Here is a 19,754-nt window from a genome sequence, read left to right on the forward strand (position 1 = left end):
AGGGGGCACAATGACTGCACAGTTGCAGGACACCGATCAGGACGCTTTTGAGGCCGAAAAGGCGCTGGAGCAGGACTATTTCGACACGGCCAGGCAGGCCTACGACAAAAACCTAGCCGACGTTGGTTCCTCGACTGTCAGCGGAAACGTCCACGAGCGTTCAAGTCAGCGTGCGTCGTTGCTGAACCGCAAAGCGCTTGAGCCCTCAGAAGCAGTTGCCACGGCTCGAATGGACTTGGAGGATGGCGAGACCATTTACCTTGGCAGTGTGGCCATCCGGGACGAAAAGTATGACCTGCTAGTCGCTCCATGGCAGTCGCAAATCGGGGAAATCTTCTATGAAGCGACCCATGATGAACCGCGCGGGCTTGCACGCAAGAGAATCTTCACCACAACCCTTAATCGAATCGACTCGTTCAATGATGTGATCTTCCAAGAGCTGTCTGACGATATTTCGGCGGGGACTTTTGTCGGCGAGCAAGACCCATTGCTCGAGGACCTCGGGCGCGGTCGCGACGAGTTCATGCGGGATATCGTGCGGACCATCACAGCCGCTCAAAACCGGATCATCCGGGCCCCGAAAGACCAACTTCTCGTCATTCAGGGTGGTCCCGGGACAGGAAAGACGGCCGTCGCACTTCATCGCGTGTCCTGGATACTTTACAACTACCGAGGAGAACTGCAACCGAAGGACGTGTTGGTAGTAGGGCCTAACCCGACTTTCACTAAGTACATCAGGCGCGTACTGCCAACTCTCGGCGACGTGGACGTGATCCAACAGTCGCTTGCGCAGTTGCTGGCAGGTGACTTTGCGCCGCGTGGCATCGACAACCCTGATGTGGCACGCAAGAAGGGCTCTGCAAAAATGGAGTCCATCGTCCAAAGCGGGCTGAGCGGACGCGCGCGAGTTCCAGCAGACGGTCTACGCGTGAGGAGGACCGACACCGCATTGTCTGTTTCCGTTACGAAGGAGGACATAGAACTCCTCCTGGCTGGAATCACAACCGGCTTATACAACCGCCGTCGCGCTCAGTTCAGGGCTGCACTGCAAGCTTTCGTCGCGAGCAAGATCGACGCTGGCAGAAAAGACTCCGCACCGCTAATAGATCGAGCTTCATTGGATGAGCAATCCGAGAGGGCATTCCCATCGCTCTCCCCGCAGCAGTTTGTCCGGGAGTTGTACGGTTCGAAGGACAGGCTCGTTCGGGCGGGCGCCACAGAATCTGAAGTCGAGTTACTTTACCGGCCAGCGGCCCCAAAAATCGGGGACGAACCGTGGACGATGGCGGACTTAGGGGTTATAGACTGTGCGGCCGATGCAATTAGTGGCACGCTCAGCCGCTATGGGCACATCGTCGTGGACGAAGCGCAGGACCTCTCCTATTTGCAGCTCCGAGCGGTCCGCAGGCGCAGTCAGAACGGATCCATGACTGTGGTGGGCGACATCGCCCAGGCGACTTCAGCCTATTCACGCAAGGACTGGAACCAAGTCCTGACGACGCTTGGAACTGAAGGCAACTTCACTGAAGCTGAGCTGACCATTGGGTATCGCGTGCCAGCACCTGTCCTGGCTATCGCAGCCAAAGTCCTCGCCACGGCAGCGCCTGGACTGACTGCTCCGGAGGCATTTCCGCGGCAGATTGAAGAAGAACCTCGTTGGCGTTTTGTGAGCCTCGACGGGTTGATGGACGCGGTGGTGTCGTCAGTGAAGGACTACAGTTCACGTGGCTTGTTTGTAGGTGTGGTTGTCGCTGAACCCCAGATGGTTTCAGTTCGCACCGCATTCCGGGCAGCTGGAATCAAATATAGTGAATCGGCCGATGGTGGGTTGTCGCAGGGCATCAACCTGGTTTCCCCTGAGGATTCCAAGGGCCTCGAGTTTGACGCAGTCGTAGTCGTCGAGCCAGCTTCAATACTCGAGCTCCCCCAGGGAGACAAGCTCCTGTACGTCGCCCTGACGCGCACTGTCCACCATCTTGACGTGATCCTCCGAGTCGACAGGGTCCCGGAGATGCTTACGGACTTCGTCCCCCCCGGCGGCACCGAAGCCATCGAACTTGACTCCGATGGTAGCGACGGCGGGAATGGCGAATCAACCGTCGGATCTGAACCGCTTGAGATAGACATTCACAGCGCCGAAAGCGATCAGGAAGCTAGCTCCGAGAACGATATTCCACGGCGCGACGACACTCTCGGCAGCCATGAGGCACCGGCAGCGATAACGCCGTCAAATGGCGAGTTGAAACCTATGCTTGAGCGCATGGCCCAGAGCATGGCCCAAGAGTTCTTTGAGGTACTACGGGAAGTCGGTCCCAACGTGCAGCAGCGGGTCGTAGACATCCTGTGGGACAAAATGGAGGCATCTGGCTCCGACTCTTAGTTCGTCTGAGTGTTCGGCAGATGTGGCCCGATGTATCCAACGATGATCTTCCCGGCTATGGCGGTCGCGTCCAAGTAGTGGAGCCTTGGGGACACTAGTCCGTGTTTGGCGATACGGAAATGGGCTCCCATAAAGGTCTCCCCTGCAGAGTCAATCTTTGTTGGCACGACAAGGGTTCTAGGAACTGAGAAGCTTGGATTGTTCTTGACCGATTCGCTCTCATCGCGAGCATGGCGCCCGGGGTGGTAGGTGCGGCCACCCGGAGGCGGGCTTTCCAAGTACGCCTGTACGCCCGGGATCTCCGCGCCCTCGGTCTTGAAGCGGGCGTAGTCGTTCAACGCCAAGAGGATGCTCCACGTCATGTCACACCAGCGGCCCACTGCATCATGATCATCGAGACTTGCAGTCACGTCTTTGTCCCCGGTGTACAAAACATACTTTAGGTCAGCGAACGATTCCACCAGGCTGTTGAAGTTTTGGGGGACGGAAAGCTCAGTCGGCGCGACTTCGTCCAGCTGGGTCCAGTCAACGTCGCCGCCGGTCTTGGCCAGCATTCCGCGCAGCTTGAGTTCAGTATCCTGGGCACTTCGGGTCCGCGAGTATTGGGCTTCGAGCTGCTCCCACGTGTCCCAGGCGTCTAGCTCAAGGTCGTCGATGAGGTGTCGCAGCTTTGCTTGTTCAACGGCTGCCGCGTCGAGAGCAGCGGACTTTTGGTCAATCTTGGCTAAGAGACGAGTGCTTAGTGCCTCGGCTGCAACACCGGCTTCCAGAAGTCCTCGGACAGCCTCCACAGCGCCGAGCGACGTCTCACCGCCTGCGTACTCTTCGACGAGGGAACGAAGCGCCAAGTAGATCTCGGCCTGCTTCCCCAGCGACGCATCAGCGGCCTGGCCCCCGAGGATATCTTCCGCCTGGGAATGCTCCGCACCAAGGGCATCAGGCGCTTCGGACGGTGAAGCCGTGCCCTCGAGTTCGGGGATGACATTCGGCTCCGACGACGGCATGACCGCATGGGAACGGTCCCCAAGGGCTGCTCCAGCAGTTGGCTCCTTCATGACCCGCGGGGCCAGCCGAAGCTCCAGTTCATCAATCCGTCGATCCAGCAGCCTAATACTGTCGTCCAAAAGTGATGTCTGGGCCACTTCGCGGGCCTTGTAGCTGAGTGTCTTGCGGAGACGGCCCACGTTCTGCGAAGCGATCGACTCGGATGTCAGAAACCGGTGTCGGGCCGAATCTTGCGGATCATTGATATCCAGATCCGGGAGGTAAGTCCTCAACATGCCCGGCCTCACACCGAACTCCATGCCAACTCGCTGGTTGAACATCGCCGTTGCAACCGGGTCCAACACGTACGCCGACGCTTGCCCCGTGGTCTGTTTGAGAATATCTCCGACGAATTCCGTCCATTCCCGCATCGGCAGGCCAGCGCTACTTCCGGCAATGAAGGACAGAGTCCTCCGGCCGTTTCGGCCGAGGAGCTGGATGAGCTCACCAACTTGCTGGGGACGAACTACGACAGGCTGTTTTGTCAGCCGAACGCCACGATCGGAACACGAGTAGTGCTCGATCAACGATCGGACGAGTCTCGGCGCCCCAGCCCACTCTGGTCCCTCCACATCCATCCAGAACCATGGGCGTCCGTCTGCCGGCTGCCGAACTGTGATCGTGGAGATCCATTCGCCCATGGGCGACTGCTCCGTAAGGATGAGGCGGTGGGTACCCGCGAAGTCTGCGGAACCGGGGGCAATCCACTTCACTCGCGCATGATCGGCGACCGCTACTTCTTGGTTTGCTGCCACCGAATCGGCGTTCAGGCCCTTCCCCCGCATCCAATCGAAGGTCTTGTCCAACACGCCTTGAACCACATCGGCATCTGACCCCGGGTTGATGCTGAAAAGCGTTCTATAGCTCAGCATGCCGCTACCGCTTTACGTCCATTCCCAGCGCCAGCTTCGGCATCCACAAGGGAGGAGTCCCAAGCCTCAGCGATGAGTTGGCCTATGTACGCTGCCAGCTGCACCGGCACAGCGTTGCCGATCTGGCGGGCAATTGCCGTCTTTGTCCCCATCCACTTATACGTGTCCGGAAAGCCCTGGAGCCGCGCTGCTTCGAAATGCGTGATTGCCCGGTGGACATCGGGATCAGGGTGGAGATATCGGCCCTTTTCAGGTTTGAAGAATTCCGTTCGAATCGTCACGGAAGGTTTCGTCCAGTGAAGACGTCCCATTACGTCGCCAGAGCCGCTCTTGTGTTTCCGCCAGCAGTCAGCCAACAGTTCATCGGGGATATTGAAGCGGTTCCCGCCCGCGGGGATCGACGCGAAGCGCTTCAAGGACCGCTCCGTGTAGTTGCGCGTGACGTGCAGCTCGGGCGTGGTGAACGGACCGGGCATCGTTACACCGCCGACTTCAGTCCTCGTGTCTGGGAAGGCCCTCACGGACGTCATCCGCGGTATGACCCGCTGGCTTGGCAATCCCGCAAATGCGTCCTCGACACTGCGGTGCTTTCCCTTGAACGGTCCGACGGCCGGCACTGGGACCTCCGGAAGTCCCCTCCGTCGCCCGATCACGATGGTTCGCGTGCGGGCTTGGTATGCCCCAAAATCCGCGGCATTAAGCAAGAGTGGCTGAAGCTCGTAATCTTGCAAGGGTCCACCTGGCGAGGCCCACGACTCAAACTCGGCGAACTGCGGTGACGTCAGGAACTGCCTCACGTTTTCCACGACGAAATACTTCGGTTGTGCCCGAATGATGGTCTCAGCGTACTTCCGCCAGAGGAAGTTCCTCTCATCGAGCACGTTCTGCTTCCCAAGGGCCGAAAAACCCTGGCAAGGGGGGCCTCCGATGATCACGTCGGCCGACGGAACTGTTCCTTCAACGAGCCAGTCTTCGATTCCGCCGGTGTAGACGCGTGCCGCTGCATGGTTCTGCACGAAAGTGGCCGCAGCATACGGATCCAGCTCGACGGCGACGGCTGTTTCGTACCGCCCGGTGGACTTGAAACCCTGAGTCATTCCGCCAGCACCGGCGAAGAGGTCGATGAGGCGTAGAGGTTGTGGCATGACCAACAGCTTAGCCGGCGGCTCAGACAATCCCGGCCACGCACGCTAGCGCGCCGGCCATAGCCAACCGTAGTTATCCGACCCTCGTTGCACCACGTGTGCCGATGCCGCCCAACTGGCCCTCGGAGTATACATTTGGCTGTGGAACCCGGATATCGCGGGTCCGACAGCACAACACGAATGGACCAAGCACGTATGCACGCGGAGAAGCGCAAACTCATCGAGGTCTCGATGCCTCTCGAGGTCATCAACCGGGAGTCAGCCCGCGAAAAGTCCATACGCCATGGACACCCGTCCACCCTGCATCTTTGGTGGGCCCGACGTCCTCTTGCCGCGGCACGCGCCGTGCTCTTCGCCCAACTGGTCGATGACCCCTCTTCACACCCGGACCGGTTTCCTACCGAAGAGGCACAGGCCACCGAGCGCGCACGCCTCCACCGCATCATCGAGCATCTTGTTGTCTGGGAAAACTCGAACAACAAGACGCTCCTCAAGGCAGCTCACGCCGAGATTCTGAAGTCTGCTGGCCCGGACGGACCGCCAGCCATCCTGGATCCTTTTGCCGGCGGTGGTTCGATCCCACTCGAGGCTCAGCGCCTAGGCCTTGAGGTTCACGCGTCGGACCTCAACCCCGTCGCCGTGCTGATCAACAAGGCCCTGATCGAGATACCGCCGAAGTTCGACGACGCGCCGCCTGTCTTCCCCGGACTTTCTGACGGGCAGACGACGGCGTGGACCGGCGCGGAAGGCCTGGCCGCCGATGTTCGCGCCTACGCTGAATGGATGCACGCCGCCGCGCAGGAGAAGGTTGGCCATCTGTACCCCAAAGCCGAGCTTGGTGCTGGACAGACCGCTAACGTCATAGCTTGGATCTGGGCCCGCACGGTGACCTGCCCGAACCCTGCCTGCGGCATAGCCACCCCGCTGGTTCGCTCGTGGTGGCTAGGGAAGAAAAAAGGCAAGGAAGCGTTCGTTATTCCGGCCGTCGAAGGCGGCAGGATCACTTACTCGATCTGTACGGATCCGACCAAGGCTCCGACTGGTTCAGCCGATGGAACGATGTCGGGCAGGAACGGTGGGACCTGCGTTTCCTGTGCCGCGGCTATTCCGACTAGCTACATCAAGGAGCAGGGACTCGCCGGGGCCCTCGGCCAGTCCCTGATAGCTGTTGTCGCTGAAGGCAGCAGGCAACGCGTATATCTGGCTCCGGATTCAAGGCACGAAGCCTCTGCGATCGTGCCCAAGCCCGACGACGTTCCAGACCAGGAGCTTGGCTTTGACCCGCGTAACCTATGGACGCCATCCTACGGGCTGACGAAGTTTTCTGATCTCTTCACCAGCCGTCAGCTCGTAGCGCTAACGACATTCAGCGACCTGGTGATGGGAGCGCGGGAGAAGGTACTCGCCGATGCCCTCGCCGGTGGCCTGCCAGAAGGAGATCGTCTCGAAGCCGGAGGCACTGGAGCTGCGGCCTACGCCGATGCCGTTGCGACCTACCTCGGCCTCGCCGTCAGTAAAGTGGCGGACGTCTGCAATGCATTGTGCATGTGGAGCCCAACTGCGGATCAAGCTGTGCACCTATTCGGACGTCAAGCAATTCCGATGGTGTGGAGCTTCGCGGAGACGAATCCGCTGGCGTTAAAGAGTGCGGGTGGGCTCATGACCACCGTCGCGGGAATGGTCAAAGTAATCCGCAACCTTGGCGTGTCAAAGTCTCTCGGCCGAGCTGTTCAAGCCGATGCGGCGACGCGCGACTACAGTCACGCAGTTATCTCCACAGATCCCCCCTACTACGACAACATCGGCTACTCAGACCTGTCGGACTTCTTTTACGTGTGGCAGAGACGCTCATTGAAGAGCGTACATCCACGTCTGCAGCGAACGCTTTTGGTACCAAAGTCTGAGGAACTGGTGGCGAATCCATACCGCCACGAAGGAAAGGCGGGAGCCGAAGCCTTCTTTGAGTCGGGTTTCGAACACGTGTTTGAGAGAATGCGCGCCGGTGCCAACCGTGACTACCCGATCACCGTTTATTATGCCTTCCGACAATCTGAGACGAGCCTAAACGGCGAGTCCTCGACCGGTTGGTCGACGATACTCGAAGGGATCGTTCGGGCCGGGTGGATGATCACGGCAACCTGGCCAGTGCGCAGCGAAAGACCCGGGAGAATGATCAGCAACGGGGCGAATGCCTTGGCATCGTCAATCGTCCTGGCCTGCCGTCCTCGCGGCGATTCCGCGTCGGCCACGGATCGCGGAGGGTTCCTGGCCGTCCTCCGATCGGAGCTACCGAAAAAGCTGCGGCAACTTCAGGAGGCCACAGTTGCACCGGTCGACCTTGCCCAATCGACTATCGGTCCGGGAATGGCCGTGTTCACGCGCTATTCCAAGGTCACAGAAGCTGACGGTACTGCTATGCGAGTTCGAACCGCACTGCAGCTCATCAACCAGGTTTTGGCGGAGGTGCTCAATGAACTGGAGGGCGACTTCGACTCAGACACCCGCTGGGCTATCAAATGGTTCCACCAGCATGGATTCGAAGAGGGGCTCTTTGGTGAGGCCGAGACGCTCGCCACCGCACTCAACACTTCGCTCAACGGCCTGGAACGCGGCGGAATCGTGACCAGCCGCGGAGGAAAGGTTGAGCTCTTTGCCCCCGCCAAGCTGCCGGATGGTTACGATCCACGACGAGACCAGCGGCTCAGTGTCTGGGAAGCTGCGCTGCACACAGCTCACGTCCTTGAATCCAAAGGAATCGAGGACGCGGGGCAGCTAGTGGCCCATCTAAAAAAGGGACCCGGATCCCGGATCGACTTGGACTCAGTCAAGGAGCTTGCATATCTGCTTTACTCAATCGCCGAGCGCAAGAACTGGTCTGAGATCGGCCAGACATTCAACAATCTAGCCACCGCATGGCCGGATATTCTCCGTGCCTCCGAGTTCGGCGCGTCAACCACCGTTCAGACCGGATTCGACTTCGAATCCCTCGAAGAATCGTTTTAGAAAGGCACATGGGGGAATAATGGCATTGAGTAATCTAGACCGAATCGGCAAGGCACTAGACATTTTTGCGCAGGGCCTGGAGCCTTTCATAGCCGATGCGCTGGTTGCAAGAGTGCCTGCAGGCAAGGACTGGACAATCATTCTCGCCGCGAAAGATGCACAAAATGGTGCGGTAAAACAGTACAACCGATTTGATCCCAATGATCAGCTCCGAGCGCTCACCGAAAAACTGCTTCCCGGCTGGTTCCCCTTTGACGGCAAACTGTCTCCGGCGGAACGAAATTTGGCTGGTGAGGCCCGGGATATCCGCAATAACTGGGCGCACCGGACACCGGTCAATTTCGACGACGCGTATCGCGCACTGGACACTCTGGAACGACTCCTGCGTGTGGTTGGGTACCCTGATGGCGCCGACCAGATCAGGACGTCCCGTGAGGACCTCCGCAACAGCAACTTCCAAAAAGATGTCAAGAAGGCGACGACCTCGGGTGTTCTCACCGAAACGGGTTCGTCCACCATCAAAGCCTGGCGCGACGTCGTCAAGCCGCACGCGGATGTCATCACCGGAACCTTCAATGCGAGTGAGTTCGCGGCTGACCTCCACATGGTGGCGCAAGGTGTCGGGTCCGATGAGTACATCGATCCTGTTCAGTTTTTCCGCCGCACTTACCTGACGGAAGGCCTCAAGGATCTCCTTAGTAAAGCCGTTCGCCGCGTCAGCGGCGATCTCAACGCTCCCCCGGTCATCAACCTGCAGACCAACTTCGGCGGCGGAAAGACCCACTCGATGCTCGCGCTCTGGCACATCATGTCAGGCCATGAACTCGGTGATTACCCTCAGGAAATACAAGAGCTCCTCAGTGGCACCGATCTCCAGGCACTCGGAACGTGCAAGCGCGCAGTCCTGGTAGGTAATCACATAGCCGTAACTCCGGGGAATGACAGCGCTAAGGAAGATGGCACCGTCGTAAACACTTTGTGGGGCGAGCTCGCCTGGCAGCTCGGCGGCCGTGAGGGCTATGACATCGTTAGGGCTTCCGACGTCTCCGGCACTAATCCGGGCGCAAGCCTTAGAACGCTGCTAGGCCGCTACTCGCCGTCGCTCATTCTCATTGACGAATGGGTGGCGTACGCCCGGCAGCTATACGCGCGGGATGGTTTGCCAGCTGGTACCTTCGACACGCAGTTCACTTTTGCACAGACGCTCACTGAAGCGGCGAAGTCTGTACCCGGCGTCATGCTGGTGGTTTCAATTCCGGCGTCGGACCATACTGCGGAGGGCCAGCAGGATTCCTCTTCCGAACTCGAAGTCGGCGGAGCCAATGGCAAGGCTGCACTCGAGCGTCTCCAAAACGTGGTCCGCCGGGTGGCAGATCAGTGGCGGCCAGCAACGTCCCGCGAGTCATTCGAGATCGTGCGCCGGCGTCTATTTGAAGCTCCCTCCGGAGACGCATCCGTAGACATCTCATCAACGGCCCGACAATTCGCCGAGTTCTATAAGAACCATCGCGATGAGTTTCCCATCGAAACGATGGATCGCGAATACGAGCGCCGCATCGCCGAGGCGTATCCTATCCATCCGGAGCTATTCGAGCGTCTCTACCGCGACTGGTCCACGTTGGAGAGGTTCCAGCGAACCCGCGGCGTCCTGCGGCTCATGAGCACAGTGGTCCACGAGCTATGGGTGGCTGGTGACCAGAGCCCTATGATCATGCCGGGCAGCGTCCCGCTCGACACTGACGGTGTTCTCACGGAGATCACGCAGTATCTCGACGACCAGTGGAAACCCATCATCGATTCCGATGTGGACGGCTCAGCATCTACCCCCGCGCGGATAGATGCGTCCAGGCCGGCCTTCCAACATCGGCTTCTGTCTCGACGTTTGGCACGAACGATTTTCCTGGGCTCTGCTCCAACGCTCCGCAGCGCGCACAAGGGCATTGAACGTCAGCATGTTGCCCTTGGAGTCGCCATCCCCGGCGATGTGGTGGGCAACTTTGGCAGTGCACTCCAACTCATGTCGGAGCAGGCCACCTACTTTTACTCCGAGTCCAGCCGCTATTGGTTCGACGTCCAGGCCTCTGTGAGTCGCAAGGCAAAGGACATTGCTGAGCGCCTGCACAAAGAAGACGTCTGGCAGGAGATTGTGGACCGTCTCAACAAAGGCGAGGCGCGCGCGACTTCCGCGTTCGCCGGAACGGTAGTGGCGCCGTCGTCGTCCGCGGACGTGCCTGATGCGGAAGGCGTTCGGCTTGTCCTGCTCCACCCTAAACACCGACACCGAAGCAAAGCGGAGACGAGCGATGCACTGGCGTTCGCTCAGGAAGTGTATGAACACCGCGGGTCTGCGAATCGGCAGCACCGTAACACTGTTGTGTTCCTCGCTCCGGACGAGAACGAGTACGCCTCACTTGATACCGCGGTCCGGGATTTCATTGCATGGCGCGACATCAACGGCCAAATTGATGATCTCGGGCTGACTCGCCAACAAGAAACCCAAGTCAAGGCACGACTCGCGGAAAGCCGAAGGGCCGTGGATCTCCGACTGTCCGGCACGTACCTGTGGGCCCTCGCGCCTGAGATCCACGAGGGCCACGCGGTCCAGTGGTCCAAACAGAAGATCGGCAGCGGCAGTGAGTCGCTAACGGAGCGGACTGGCGCGGCGCTGGTCCGCTATGACGCGTTGCGCGTGATCAACGCCCCGGCCGCGATCAAACAGGCCCTCGATGGGCGACTGAGGGCACGCTGGAACGCTGGATGCATCGCTTTAGGCGAATTGTGGGGGTACTACACGCAGTACGCGTACCTCCGGCGTATCCGCGACCGCTCAGTCTTGGAAACGGGTGTGCGTGCTGTGCTGGACTTGCCTACGTGGAGCACCGAAGGATTCGCCCTGGCCGAGGGGTACGACGAAGCTTCGGGGGACTTCCTCGGGCTGGCACTTCCCATGACTAATGACGCGTTTGAGACAATCACCGACTCGACCCTGTTGGTAGATCCGCGACTGGCTGAGAAGCAGCGAGAGCGAGAGACGGCTAGGGCACAAACAGCCATCGACGAACCCGCGGACACCTTGCCCAAAGCCTCTGGAGGCAAGGAAGGTGCGAGGGCGAGGCTGCCGTGGGAGCAGCTGGAGCCGACCAGGCATGAGCGCGCCGAGAACGTACGCTTCACCGGCACGTTCTACGCGCGCGCCGAAGTTCTCAGAGCGGATCTCCAGAAGGTCTATGACGAAGTGTTGAGTCATCTTGCCACGGTGCCCGACGCCGACATCGAGGTCTCAGTAGAGGTCATCGCCAACCGCGCGGCGGGATTTGATGCCGACACCGTACGTGTGGTCCGCGAGAATGCCACACAGCTCAAGTTCGAGTCAGCTAGGTTCGAGGACGAGTCATGACAAGTGTGGATCTCTTCGGCGGCGAGGAGGCAGTTGAGCAGGTCACACTCCCCATCGATTCCAAAGCGATGGAGGGTCTGGGAAAACACCACACACTAAGCTCCGCGGTCGCCGACCTAATCGACAACAGCATCAGTGCGGAAGCCAATGCGGTGTTGGTTCGGTTCCTGCAGAGTCATGGGGCCATAATCGGCGTGCAAATCGTCGACAACGGAAAAGGGATGACTCCGCAGGGGCTCCGCGACGGGATGACGGTAGGCCGACGTAGAGACTATCGACCCGACGAACTCGGTCACTTCGGCATGGGCCTCAAAGCAAGCTCGCTCAGCCAGGCCAATGTGCTTAGCGTGTGGACCAGGGCTGCTAACAACGATGCGACCGGCATGCGGATGACGAAAGACTCAATGATGCATGGCGCTCAGTGCGACATCCTCAGCAAATCTTCCGCCCTTGCGCACCTCTACGCGTCCGACTACGGCTTCGATCTGACGACCGGCACAGTAGTGCAGTGGTCGGACGTGCATGGCATGTCCGCGGCAGACAACCTCGCAGACCAGACCCGTTGGTTCGAAAATGCGCTGGTGGCTCTCAAACTGGAGCTGTCCGTCATTTTCCACCGTCTTCTAGAGACGGGTGCAGTCGACATCTACGTTGACGTGTTCGACGCCGATCGGTCCACGGCGGGCCTAAGTTCCAGGCTCGAGCCCACCGACCCGTTCGATTACAGGCAAAGTGGACACGATGACTACCCGATGAAGCTGATAGGACGGGTGGGCGATCAGGAGTTCACTCTCGAGTGCCACGTTCTGCCGGCCAGTGGATCGTCCCCGTCAGCACGTCTCCTAGGCAAGGATCGGGAGCACCACCAAGGCATATTTGTGTACCGCCGCGACCGGCTGCAGCATCTCGGTGGATGGCCGAAACTCCTTCCGAACGAGAAAGCGCTGCAGTTGGCGCGGGTAATTTTCGATGTCGGTACCGGCATCGACGAGCACGTTAAGATCAATCCAGAAAAGACCGGGGTCCAATTTACCCCGGCTCTCACGACTGCGATCGACAGAGCCGTCAGCAGTTCGGGGGTGACCTTTCGACAGTACCTGGATACCGCCAGAGCCGCCTTCAAAGAGTCCAACCGGCGTACGAGAGAACACCGACGCTTCGCACCCATGGGACGCGGCTTCTCTGATGCCAGCAGGACCATGATTGCATCCAACGAAAAGATGCTGCGCCCCAACTCGGACCCCATTCAAATAAGCTGGAAAGCCCTCAGCATGGGACTTTATGAGATTGACCTCGAAGGTCGAGTAATTTATCTAAACCAGAATTATAGGGAAATCATCAATGGTGGTATGCGAGGTGCAACGAACGATGCGCAGCTTATCAAGACGCTGTTTTTCCTGCTGCTCGAGGAAGAGTTCCTCAAATCCCATCTTCAAAAGAATAGACAACAGGATCATTTTCGGATTTCACTGGCACTGGAGCACGCACTGAGGGACGATGTTAGTCGAGCCTCCGCCGTCCACGAAGAGAGAAAAGATGAGTAACCTCCAGCACCGGTTCTTTGACCCCGATTCACTTGAACGCCTATTTGCGGAACGTGAGATTTCCAGACATCGCGTCATCGACTCTCCGAGATGCGAAATCACTATCGACCCAATCCACGAGGAGATAGCTCTGACTGCCCCGGCAGAAGGAGCTGAACCGGACGTCAGCAAATTCAGCAGAATCTCCTTTGCCGTACTGGGCGATGGGCCATCCAGCGAATTCGAGGTCCGGGTAGATGCCACGGACGCCCACTTCGAGGCTTACAACATTCTGACGGCAATCATTGATGAACTGTTCGCCGGTTCCAGCTTCGCGCGAGCAACTACAGAAGCTCTTGGAAATTACAAGGCTTTGCTACGTGGCAAGAGCGGCTTGAGCGCAGAACAGCAGCACGGATTATACGGCGAGCTTCTCCTCATGCGCCAACTCATCGCCTCGATTGGTGAAACTAGTGCCGTGGATGCATGGTTGGGGCCCGCGAGCGAACAGCATGACTTCGTCTTCAGCGCATTTGACGCCGAATGCAAGACAACCACCAGCGAAAAACGCACCCACGTAATCGGATCGGCATCCCAGCTCGAGAAAATCCCCGGGCGAGACTTGTGGCTAATTTCAGTTCAGATCACGAGGGCCGGGTTGGATTCCGGTGAGTCTTTGAACGAGCTGGTAACCAACGTCGGGCAGTCGTTGGACACTGAAACCGAGCGATTTTGGGGTTACCTGAGAGGTCTGGGGTGGCGCCGCGACGACGCCGACTTGTATTCACAGCGATTCATGCTGCGTAGCCCCATCCTGACTTACCTTGTCACCGACGATTTCCCCGCAATTACCACCGCGGCACTGAAGTCGGTCGTGCCGCACTTCGAAACTGTCAGTGACGTGTCCTATCGTGTGGATGTCAGCAGCCGAGAACCGGCTGCTGCCCCGGCTCCTCTCAATCAAGCAATTTCCATCGGCCAACTGGTCTAATCACGAAGGGACGGGTCCTATGGGGGAAACGTTGTCATCATCCGCAGTTCGCGAGGCTATCATCTCTCACCTGAAGGTCATGGGTGCTGACCGCCCGAAATCGTTGTTGGTTCGTGTAAACAACGAACTCAAGATTGAAGATCTCCCGGGCATTACTGAGGAAGAGCTGATCTCGGCCATCACGGCAGAGAACGTCAACGACCCCATCCGAATGGAATTCCAACTCGCTTTGGCTCGGTGGGACGGCACGTCCCAGGGCGAGTGGTTCGAAGGCTCGGAGCCCGCGACCATTGGCCGCCGCGATCGTGTCCTCACGCTTCTCGGCTTCAGCGATGATGCCAAAGACGTGGTGAACGGCCAATGGCCGGTGCGCTCGGACGAAGGAGACATTGTCATCGCAACTGAGGCTGACCCTTGGTACACAGAGGAGCGCGCCAAGCAGCACTCGTTCTACTGGCCGGCCTACCGCGGTGTTCTTGCTGGCAAAGGGTGGCCTGCGGAGGCGATAGCAGACCTGGACGTCAGCACACGTGAAGTGGTCAGCCGGCTCAGCGACCCCACAAACGAAACTGCATACCAGTCAAAGGGCTTGGTCGTGGGATACGTACAGAGCGGGAAAACTGCCCAGTTTGCCGGAACGATTGCTAAATCCATCGACGCTGGCTACCGACTAATCATAGTGCTCGCTGGAACGCTGAACATGCTGCGGACGCAGACGCAGCGACGCCTCGACATGGAACTCGTGGGCAAGGAAAACATCATCGGCGGCATGGACGTCGGGGATCCGGATCACCGCAAGGAAATCGATTATCTGGACGATACGGACTGGGATAATTTCCTGTCGCACGGCGTTCAGCCCTCCGATGCCGGATTCGTGGACATTGTCCGCCTGTCCGGATATGCAGACGACTATAAGCGCCTCAAGAAGGGACTGAACGCGCTCGAGTTCCGCACCGGCCTTCGGGACAAGACGAAGCCGCTTTACCATCCGGACAACCTTTACAAGGCTGACGCCAAAATCGTCGTTGTGAAAAAGAATACGACCGTCCTCAAAAAGCTTGTTTCGGATCTCAAGTCTTTGAAAATCAGTCTTGCCGAAATTCCGACACTCATAATCGATGATGAATCAGACCAGGCATCCATCAGCACAAAACGTCCAACTGCGGCCGAGAAAAAGGAACGCACGGCCGTAAACCGCGAGATCACAAACTTGCTCGGCGCCCTTAAGCGTGCGCAGTACGTCGGCTATACCGCCACACCCTTCGCCAACGTATTCGTAGATCCCGACGACGCAGCGGACATTTTCCCGAATGATTTCATCATTGCTCTGAAACGCCCGGCAGGATATATGGGTGCGAAAGATTTTCATGATCTTGGGGTGGAGTTCGAGAATGGCTCTAAATCGTTCGCGACCTCCAATGAGGCAGCTTTTGTTCGGTCCGTTCACGGCGACGACCCAGAGTCGGTGGAGGAGTCCCTACGAAGTGCTCTCGACGCCTACTTGCTCTCCGGGGCGATCAAGCTCTATCGCGCGGAAAGATCTGAACTGAAATTCCGACACCACACGATGCTGGTCCACGAGTCGGTGAAGATGATCGAACATCGGGACACTGCGGACCTCTTACGCGAACTGTGGGCCCAAGGCGGCTACTCATCGTCGGGCCTACCCAGGCTGGAAGAATTGTGGGCCAAAGACTATCTCCCTGTTAGCGAAGCCCGAGCTGAAGACCATACGTTGATTCCGGCGTCATTCGAAGACCTGCGGCCGTATATCGGGAAGGCGCTCGACAAGATTAACTCCAGCCAGAATCCTGTTCTCGTTATCAATGGGGACAAGGATCTGCAGGCACACCAAGATGCGCTGAATTTTGATCGTGGCTCCGTTTGGCGCATTCTCGTGGGCGGCACGAAGTTGAGCCGTGGATTTACGGTTGAGGGCCTCACCGTTTCCTATTATCGGCGAAAGACGTTGGCTGCGGACACGTTGATGCAGATGGGACGATGGTTCGGATTTCGCGGCGGATATCGGGATCTGGTGCGCCTCTATATCGGGCGGGCGGAGCTCAGCGGCCAGAAATATTTCGACCTCTATGAAGCTTTCGAATCCATAGTCATTGACGAGGAGCTCTTCCGCGAGGAGCTCGCGCGCTACGCCGAACTGGACGACGAAGGCAAGCCACAGGTTCGACCAAGAGACGTGCCGCCACTTGTTACGCAGCACCTCCAATGGCTGTCCCCGACGGCTGCAAACAAGAGATACAACGCAGTTGTGACCGAGCGCGGGGAAGGCGGGCGCCTGAAGGACCTCAACGCACTGCCTGCGCAGAAGGACACCGTCAACAGGGGCAACTTCCAAGCCGTGAAGCCCCTGATTGACGCTGCCGTCGACGAAGCCGCCTTCGTTACAGACTCGGGATCAACTTACGCAGCTAAGTACGGAATCGTTTCGGGCGACGACTTCATCAAGGTTCTTCAGAACACGACCTTCAGCGAAACATTCGATCTCGAGCCCCAGCTTCAATTTCTCAAGAGGGCTGTTGCCGACGGACGGATTGAGGATTGGGTTGTAATTGCTCCCGAGCTGACAGAAGGAACGCGAGTAACTGTCGACGGAGTGCCGCTCAATGTGCTCAAGCGGAAGCGCCGTGAGGAGCGGCAATGGGCATTCTCCGGCAGCTCACGAAGGCAACGGGTTGCCGTAGAGGCCATTGCCGACCCGCGCCAGAAAGACGGTGTGACGGAGCTGGTGGAATCACTCCGGTCTCAAACGCGCGGAGCAATCCTTCTGACGGCCGCTCACGACCCAAAAGGTAAGCACTCGGTGAGTAGTCCCTCAACGCTTGCCGGCGAGGTTGATCCCGCTGTCATCGCAGTAATGATCTCCTATGCGGCACCGTACGCTTCGGCGCCGAAGGGCAAGATTGGGTTTACAGTGCGTAGCCAGAAGAAGGCAACTGCCGCGATCCTCTCCGCGGGTGATGAAGGCTACAACCTCAGCGACCACGAGGCCAGGCTCGCCGCCGGCTAAAGCTGCACGGTGTGTGGCGGCCGGCGTGCCGCCACACACCGCAAGTTGCGTGGCGACCGCGACGCGCAACCGGGACGTGCCTTCAACGTAACGGATCTCCCCAAGTGAAAGGATCTCCGTGGACACTCACCTCAAGAACTTGCAGCAGGTCTTTCAGGCAGGTCAACGCTTACTGGTTCCTCTCTTTCAGCGGCAATACGTCTGGAACGAGGAGCGACAGTGGGCGCCCCTTTGGGAGGATCTCGAGCGCTTAGCGGAGGCCTACGAAACTGAAGACGCGAAGGTCGAACCGCACTTTCTCGGCGCTGTTGTGCTCCAAAACGTGGCAGGCTCGGCCATGATCCAAACTCGCACGATCATCGACGGCCAGCAACGCCTGACGACACTCCAGCTGCTGCTACATGCTGCCTGGACCGTTATGTCGGCACGAGGCATTCCAGAAGCGCCATATCTGCGGTCACACTTCCGGAACAACGAGGACTACCTATCGGATTCTGACCGTTACAAACTGACACCCACGACGCGGGACCAAGATACGTACCAGGCGATCATGAACGCAACATCTACTAACGAATTCCACAAGTCACACTCAGCAAGCCTCCTAGCGAAAGGTCACCGATTCTTCGGCGAATCCATTGAGAAGTGGATACTATCGGGTGACCCGGTCCTGCGCTCTCGAGTTCTTGTGTCTGCACTTCTCCATAAGGTCACGGTGGTGGCCATCGAACTCGAACACGATGAGGATTCACAGCTGATCTTCGAGACTCTCAATGCCCGAGGCACGCCTCTAACAGGGGCTGATTTGATCAAGAATTTTGTGTTCCAGAGACTCGAGCTCAATAAAGCCGATACTGAAGCCATGTACACCAAGTATTGGTCGATGTTTGAGACGCCGTTCTGGGAGGCCGAAGTGAAGCTCGGCGGCAGCTCCGCTCCTCGAATTTCAAACTTCTTGGCCCAATGGATAACGGCGCAAACTGGAAGAGATGTTCCCAGTCGCGAAGTTTTCCGAAAATTCAAACAGTACGCGGAGCATTCAGCCGATCGACCTATGGCGGCGCTTCTTCCCGCTTTGGATGCTTCGGCTTCCCGCTATCAGGGGTGGACAATCGAGGCTGAGACTAAGGATGGCGACCTCGATCTACTCGCGCTGTTCGCATACCGCACGTCGGCGCTGGGAACTCAGAGTGCTGGGCCGTTGCTTATCTGGGCGACTGACCCGTCGAAAACCCCTATCCCCAACATGCAGATGAAAAGATTCGTTGCGTCCCTCGAGAGTTGGCTTGTCCGTCGTGCACTCATGCGATCTGGCAATGCGGGGATCGGATCGTTTGTCGCTGACCTCATCAGTCAACTCAACGATTCATCGCGAGACTTCGCAGGGGACGTCCTGACAACGCTTCTGGCGGAAGTCGGCACCACCAACTTTGCATGGCCCACGGACGACGAGTTGAGGCACGAGCTAAGAGACTTGGCCGTCTACTCACGATTTCGAAAGCCTCTGATCCGGCTGGTGCTGGAGTCCGTGGAAGACCACTATCGAGGCTACGGCGGGTTCAAGAATTCCTATTCTGAGGGGCGCGTCACCCGCGGCAGACACTCCATTGAACATTTGATCCCACAGAATTGGACTGAACACTGGGGAGTTGGATCCGACACCGCTAGGCAGGTCCGCCGAAGCGATCATGTACATCTCTTGGGTAACCTAACCCTGGTCGCTGGTGGACTCAATAGCAAGATTTCCAACGGTCCGTGGCTCGGCAGCCCTGGAAAGCGCCAGTCACTTAACGAACACAGCATCCTTCTCATGAATCAGCGCATTGCTGAAGAAGGCAGGGATGGGTGGGATGAAGACGCAATTCGGCTGCGCGGTGAACTGCTCATCACGGCGATTCAAACGATCTGGCCGGTACCAGTCGAAGCCAAGGGCGCGACGAAGGCTGGACACGCGAAGAGCCTCGATCACGAGGTTGGCCTCGCCGATCTTATAGACGCCGAACTTCTCGCACCTGGACAAACTTTGCTGGCACGTAGTACCGATCCTTCTGGTCTCGCAACAGTTTTGCCCGACGGTGCGCTTCTAATGAACGGTCAACGGTTCGAGTCACCATCGGGCGCCGCTAAAGGGCTGCGCCAGAAGGCAATAAATGGCTGGAAGTTCTGGTTCGTAGACCGAGATCGCGGCATCACACTCGATCATCTGCGCCGCAAGCTAATTGACTCCAGGCTAGAACTCTTCGATGCACCAGAGACGGAAGTGGCCGAACTCTTCTAAGGACTTCGGGCATTTCGTCAGCCTAAAGCGCATCATGTCGCGGGCTGCAGAGATGCCTAACCAAACTGCCTAAATGATGTCGAGTGTCGCGATGGC

Annotated in this window: 9 protein-coding genes; 7 read left to right on the forward strand and 2 right to left on the reverse strand. The window is 58.3% G+C overall.

Annotated features, from left to right (window positions below; all coding sequences use genetic code 11):
• Positions 1-10 precede the first annotated feature (10 nt).
• Entirely contained in the window at positions 11-2,380 is a 2,370-nt protein-coding gene (locus ACZYZ3_RS12330) for a HelD family protein (RefSeq protein ID WP_463964107.1), read from the forward strand.
• On the opposite strand, the gene ACZYZ3_RS12335 is transcribed toward ACZYZ3_RS12330, so the two are convergent.
• Both ACZYZ3_RS12335 and ACZYZ3_RS12340 read right to left on the reverse strand, forming a co-directional pair.
• The gene (locus tag ACZYZ3_RS12335; protein ID WP_463964108.1) at positions 2,377-4,296 is read right to left on the reverse strand and encodes a hypothetical protein; all 1,920 of its coding nucleotides are present in this window, start codon (positions 4,294-4,296) and stop codon (positions 2,377-2,379) included. The genes ACZYZ3_RS12330 and ACZYZ3_RS12335 overlap by 4 nt on opposite strands.
• The gene (locus ACZYZ3_RS12340; protein WP_463964109.1) at positions 4,290-5,441 is read right to left on the reverse strand and encodes a DNA cytosine methyltransferase; all 1,152 of its coding nucleotides are present in this window, start codon (positions 5,439-5,441) and stop codon (positions 4,290-4,292) included. The genes ACZYZ3_RS12335 and ACZYZ3_RS12340 overlap by 7 nt, the downstream gene beginning before the upstream one ends.
• Before the next feature lie 180 nt (positions 5,442-5,621).
• On the opposite strand from ACZYZ3_RS12340, the gene ACZYZ3_RS12345 reads away from it, so the two are divergent.
• The 6 genes from ACZYZ3_RS12345 (at position 5,622) to ACZYZ3_RS12370 (ending at position 19,658) form a co-directional block, all read left to right on the forward strand.
• Positions 5,622-8,444 (forward strand): DUF1156 domain-containing protein, encoded by a 2,823-nt coding sequence (locus tag ACZYZ3_RS12345; RefSeq protein WP_463964110.1) that lies wholly within the window; start codon positions 5,622-5,624, stop codon positions 8,442-8,444.
• A gap of 19 nt (positions 8,445-8,463) precedes the next feature.
• The gene (locus ACZYZ3_RS12350) at positions 8,464-11,841 is read left to right on the forward strand and encodes a DUF499 family protein (RefSeq protein ID WP_463964111.1); all 3,378 of its coding nucleotides are present in this window, start codon (positions 8,464-8,466) and stop codon (positions 11,839-11,841) included.
• On the forward strand, positions 11,838-13,385 hold the full coding sequence (locus ACZYZ3_RS12355) for an ATP-binding protein (RefSeq protein WP_463964112.1): 1,548 nt from the start codon (positions 11,838-11,840) through the stop codon (positions 13,383-13,385). Before ACZYZ3_RS12350 ends, ACZYZ3_RS12355 begins: the two co-directional genes overlap by 4 nt.
• Positions 13,378-14,355 (forward strand): PD-(D/E)XK motif protein, encoded by a 978-nt coding sequence (locus ACZYZ3_RS12360; RefSeq protein ID WP_463964113.1) that lies wholly within the window; start codon positions 13,378-13,380, stop codon positions 14,353-14,355. Before ACZYZ3_RS12355 ends, ACZYZ3_RS12360 begins: the two co-directional genes overlap by 8 nt.
• The gene (locus ACZYZ3_RS12365) at positions 14,282-17,383 is read left to right on the forward strand and encodes a Z1 domain-containing protein (protein ID WP_463964114.1); all 3,102 of its coding nucleotides are present in this window, start codon (positions 14,282-14,284) and stop codon (positions 17,381-17,383) included. The genes ACZYZ3_RS12360 and ACZYZ3_RS12365 overlap by 74 nt, the downstream gene beginning before the upstream one ends.
• 118 nt (positions 17,384-17,501) lie before the next feature.
• Positions 17,502-19,658, forward strand: coding sequence for a GmrSD restriction endonuclease domain-containing protein (locus ACZYZ3_RS12370; RefSeq protein ID WP_463964115.1), 2,157 nt, complete (start codon positions 17,502-17,504; stop codon positions 19,656-19,658).
• The last annotated feature ends 96 nt before the right edge of the window (positions 19,659-19,754 follow it).

This window comes from Pseudarthrobacter linnaei (genome assembly GCF_055412825.1).

Bases quoted from the DNA above. Each gene is read 5' to 3' on its own strand.
- ACZYZ3_RS12330 (WP_463964107.1), top strand. From the start codon at position 11: ATGACTGCACAGTTGCAGGACACCGATCAGGACGCTTTTGAGGCCGAA.
- ACZYZ3_RS12335 (WP_463964108.1), bottom strand. From the start codon at position 4,296: ATGCTGAGCTATAGAACGCTTTTCAGCATCAACCCGGGGTCAGATGCC.
- ACZYZ3_RS12340 (WP_463964109.1), bottom strand. From the start codon at position 5,441: ATGCCACAACCTCTACGCCTCATCGACCTCTTCGCCGGTGCTGGCGGA.
- ACZYZ3_RS12345 (WP_463964110.1), top strand. From the start codon at position 5,622: ATGGACCAAGCACGTATGCACGCGGAGAAGCGCAAACTCATCGAGGTC.
- ACZYZ3_RS12350 (WP_463964111.1), top strand. From the start codon at position 8,464: ATGGCATTGAGTAATCTAGACCGAATCGGCAAGGCACTAGACATTTTT.
- ACZYZ3_RS12355 (WP_463964112.1), top strand. From the start codon at position 11,838: ATGACAAGTGTGGATCTCTTCGGCGGCGAGGAGGCAGTTGAGCAGGTC.
- ACZYZ3_RS12360 (WP_463964113.1), top strand. From the start codon at position 13,378: ATGAGTAACCTCCAGCACCGGTTCTTTGACCCCGATTCACTTGAACGC.
- ACZYZ3_RS12365 (WP_463964114.1), top strand. From the start codon at position 14,282: ATGTCAGCAGCCGAGAACCGGCTGCTGCCCCGGCTCCTCTCAATCAAG.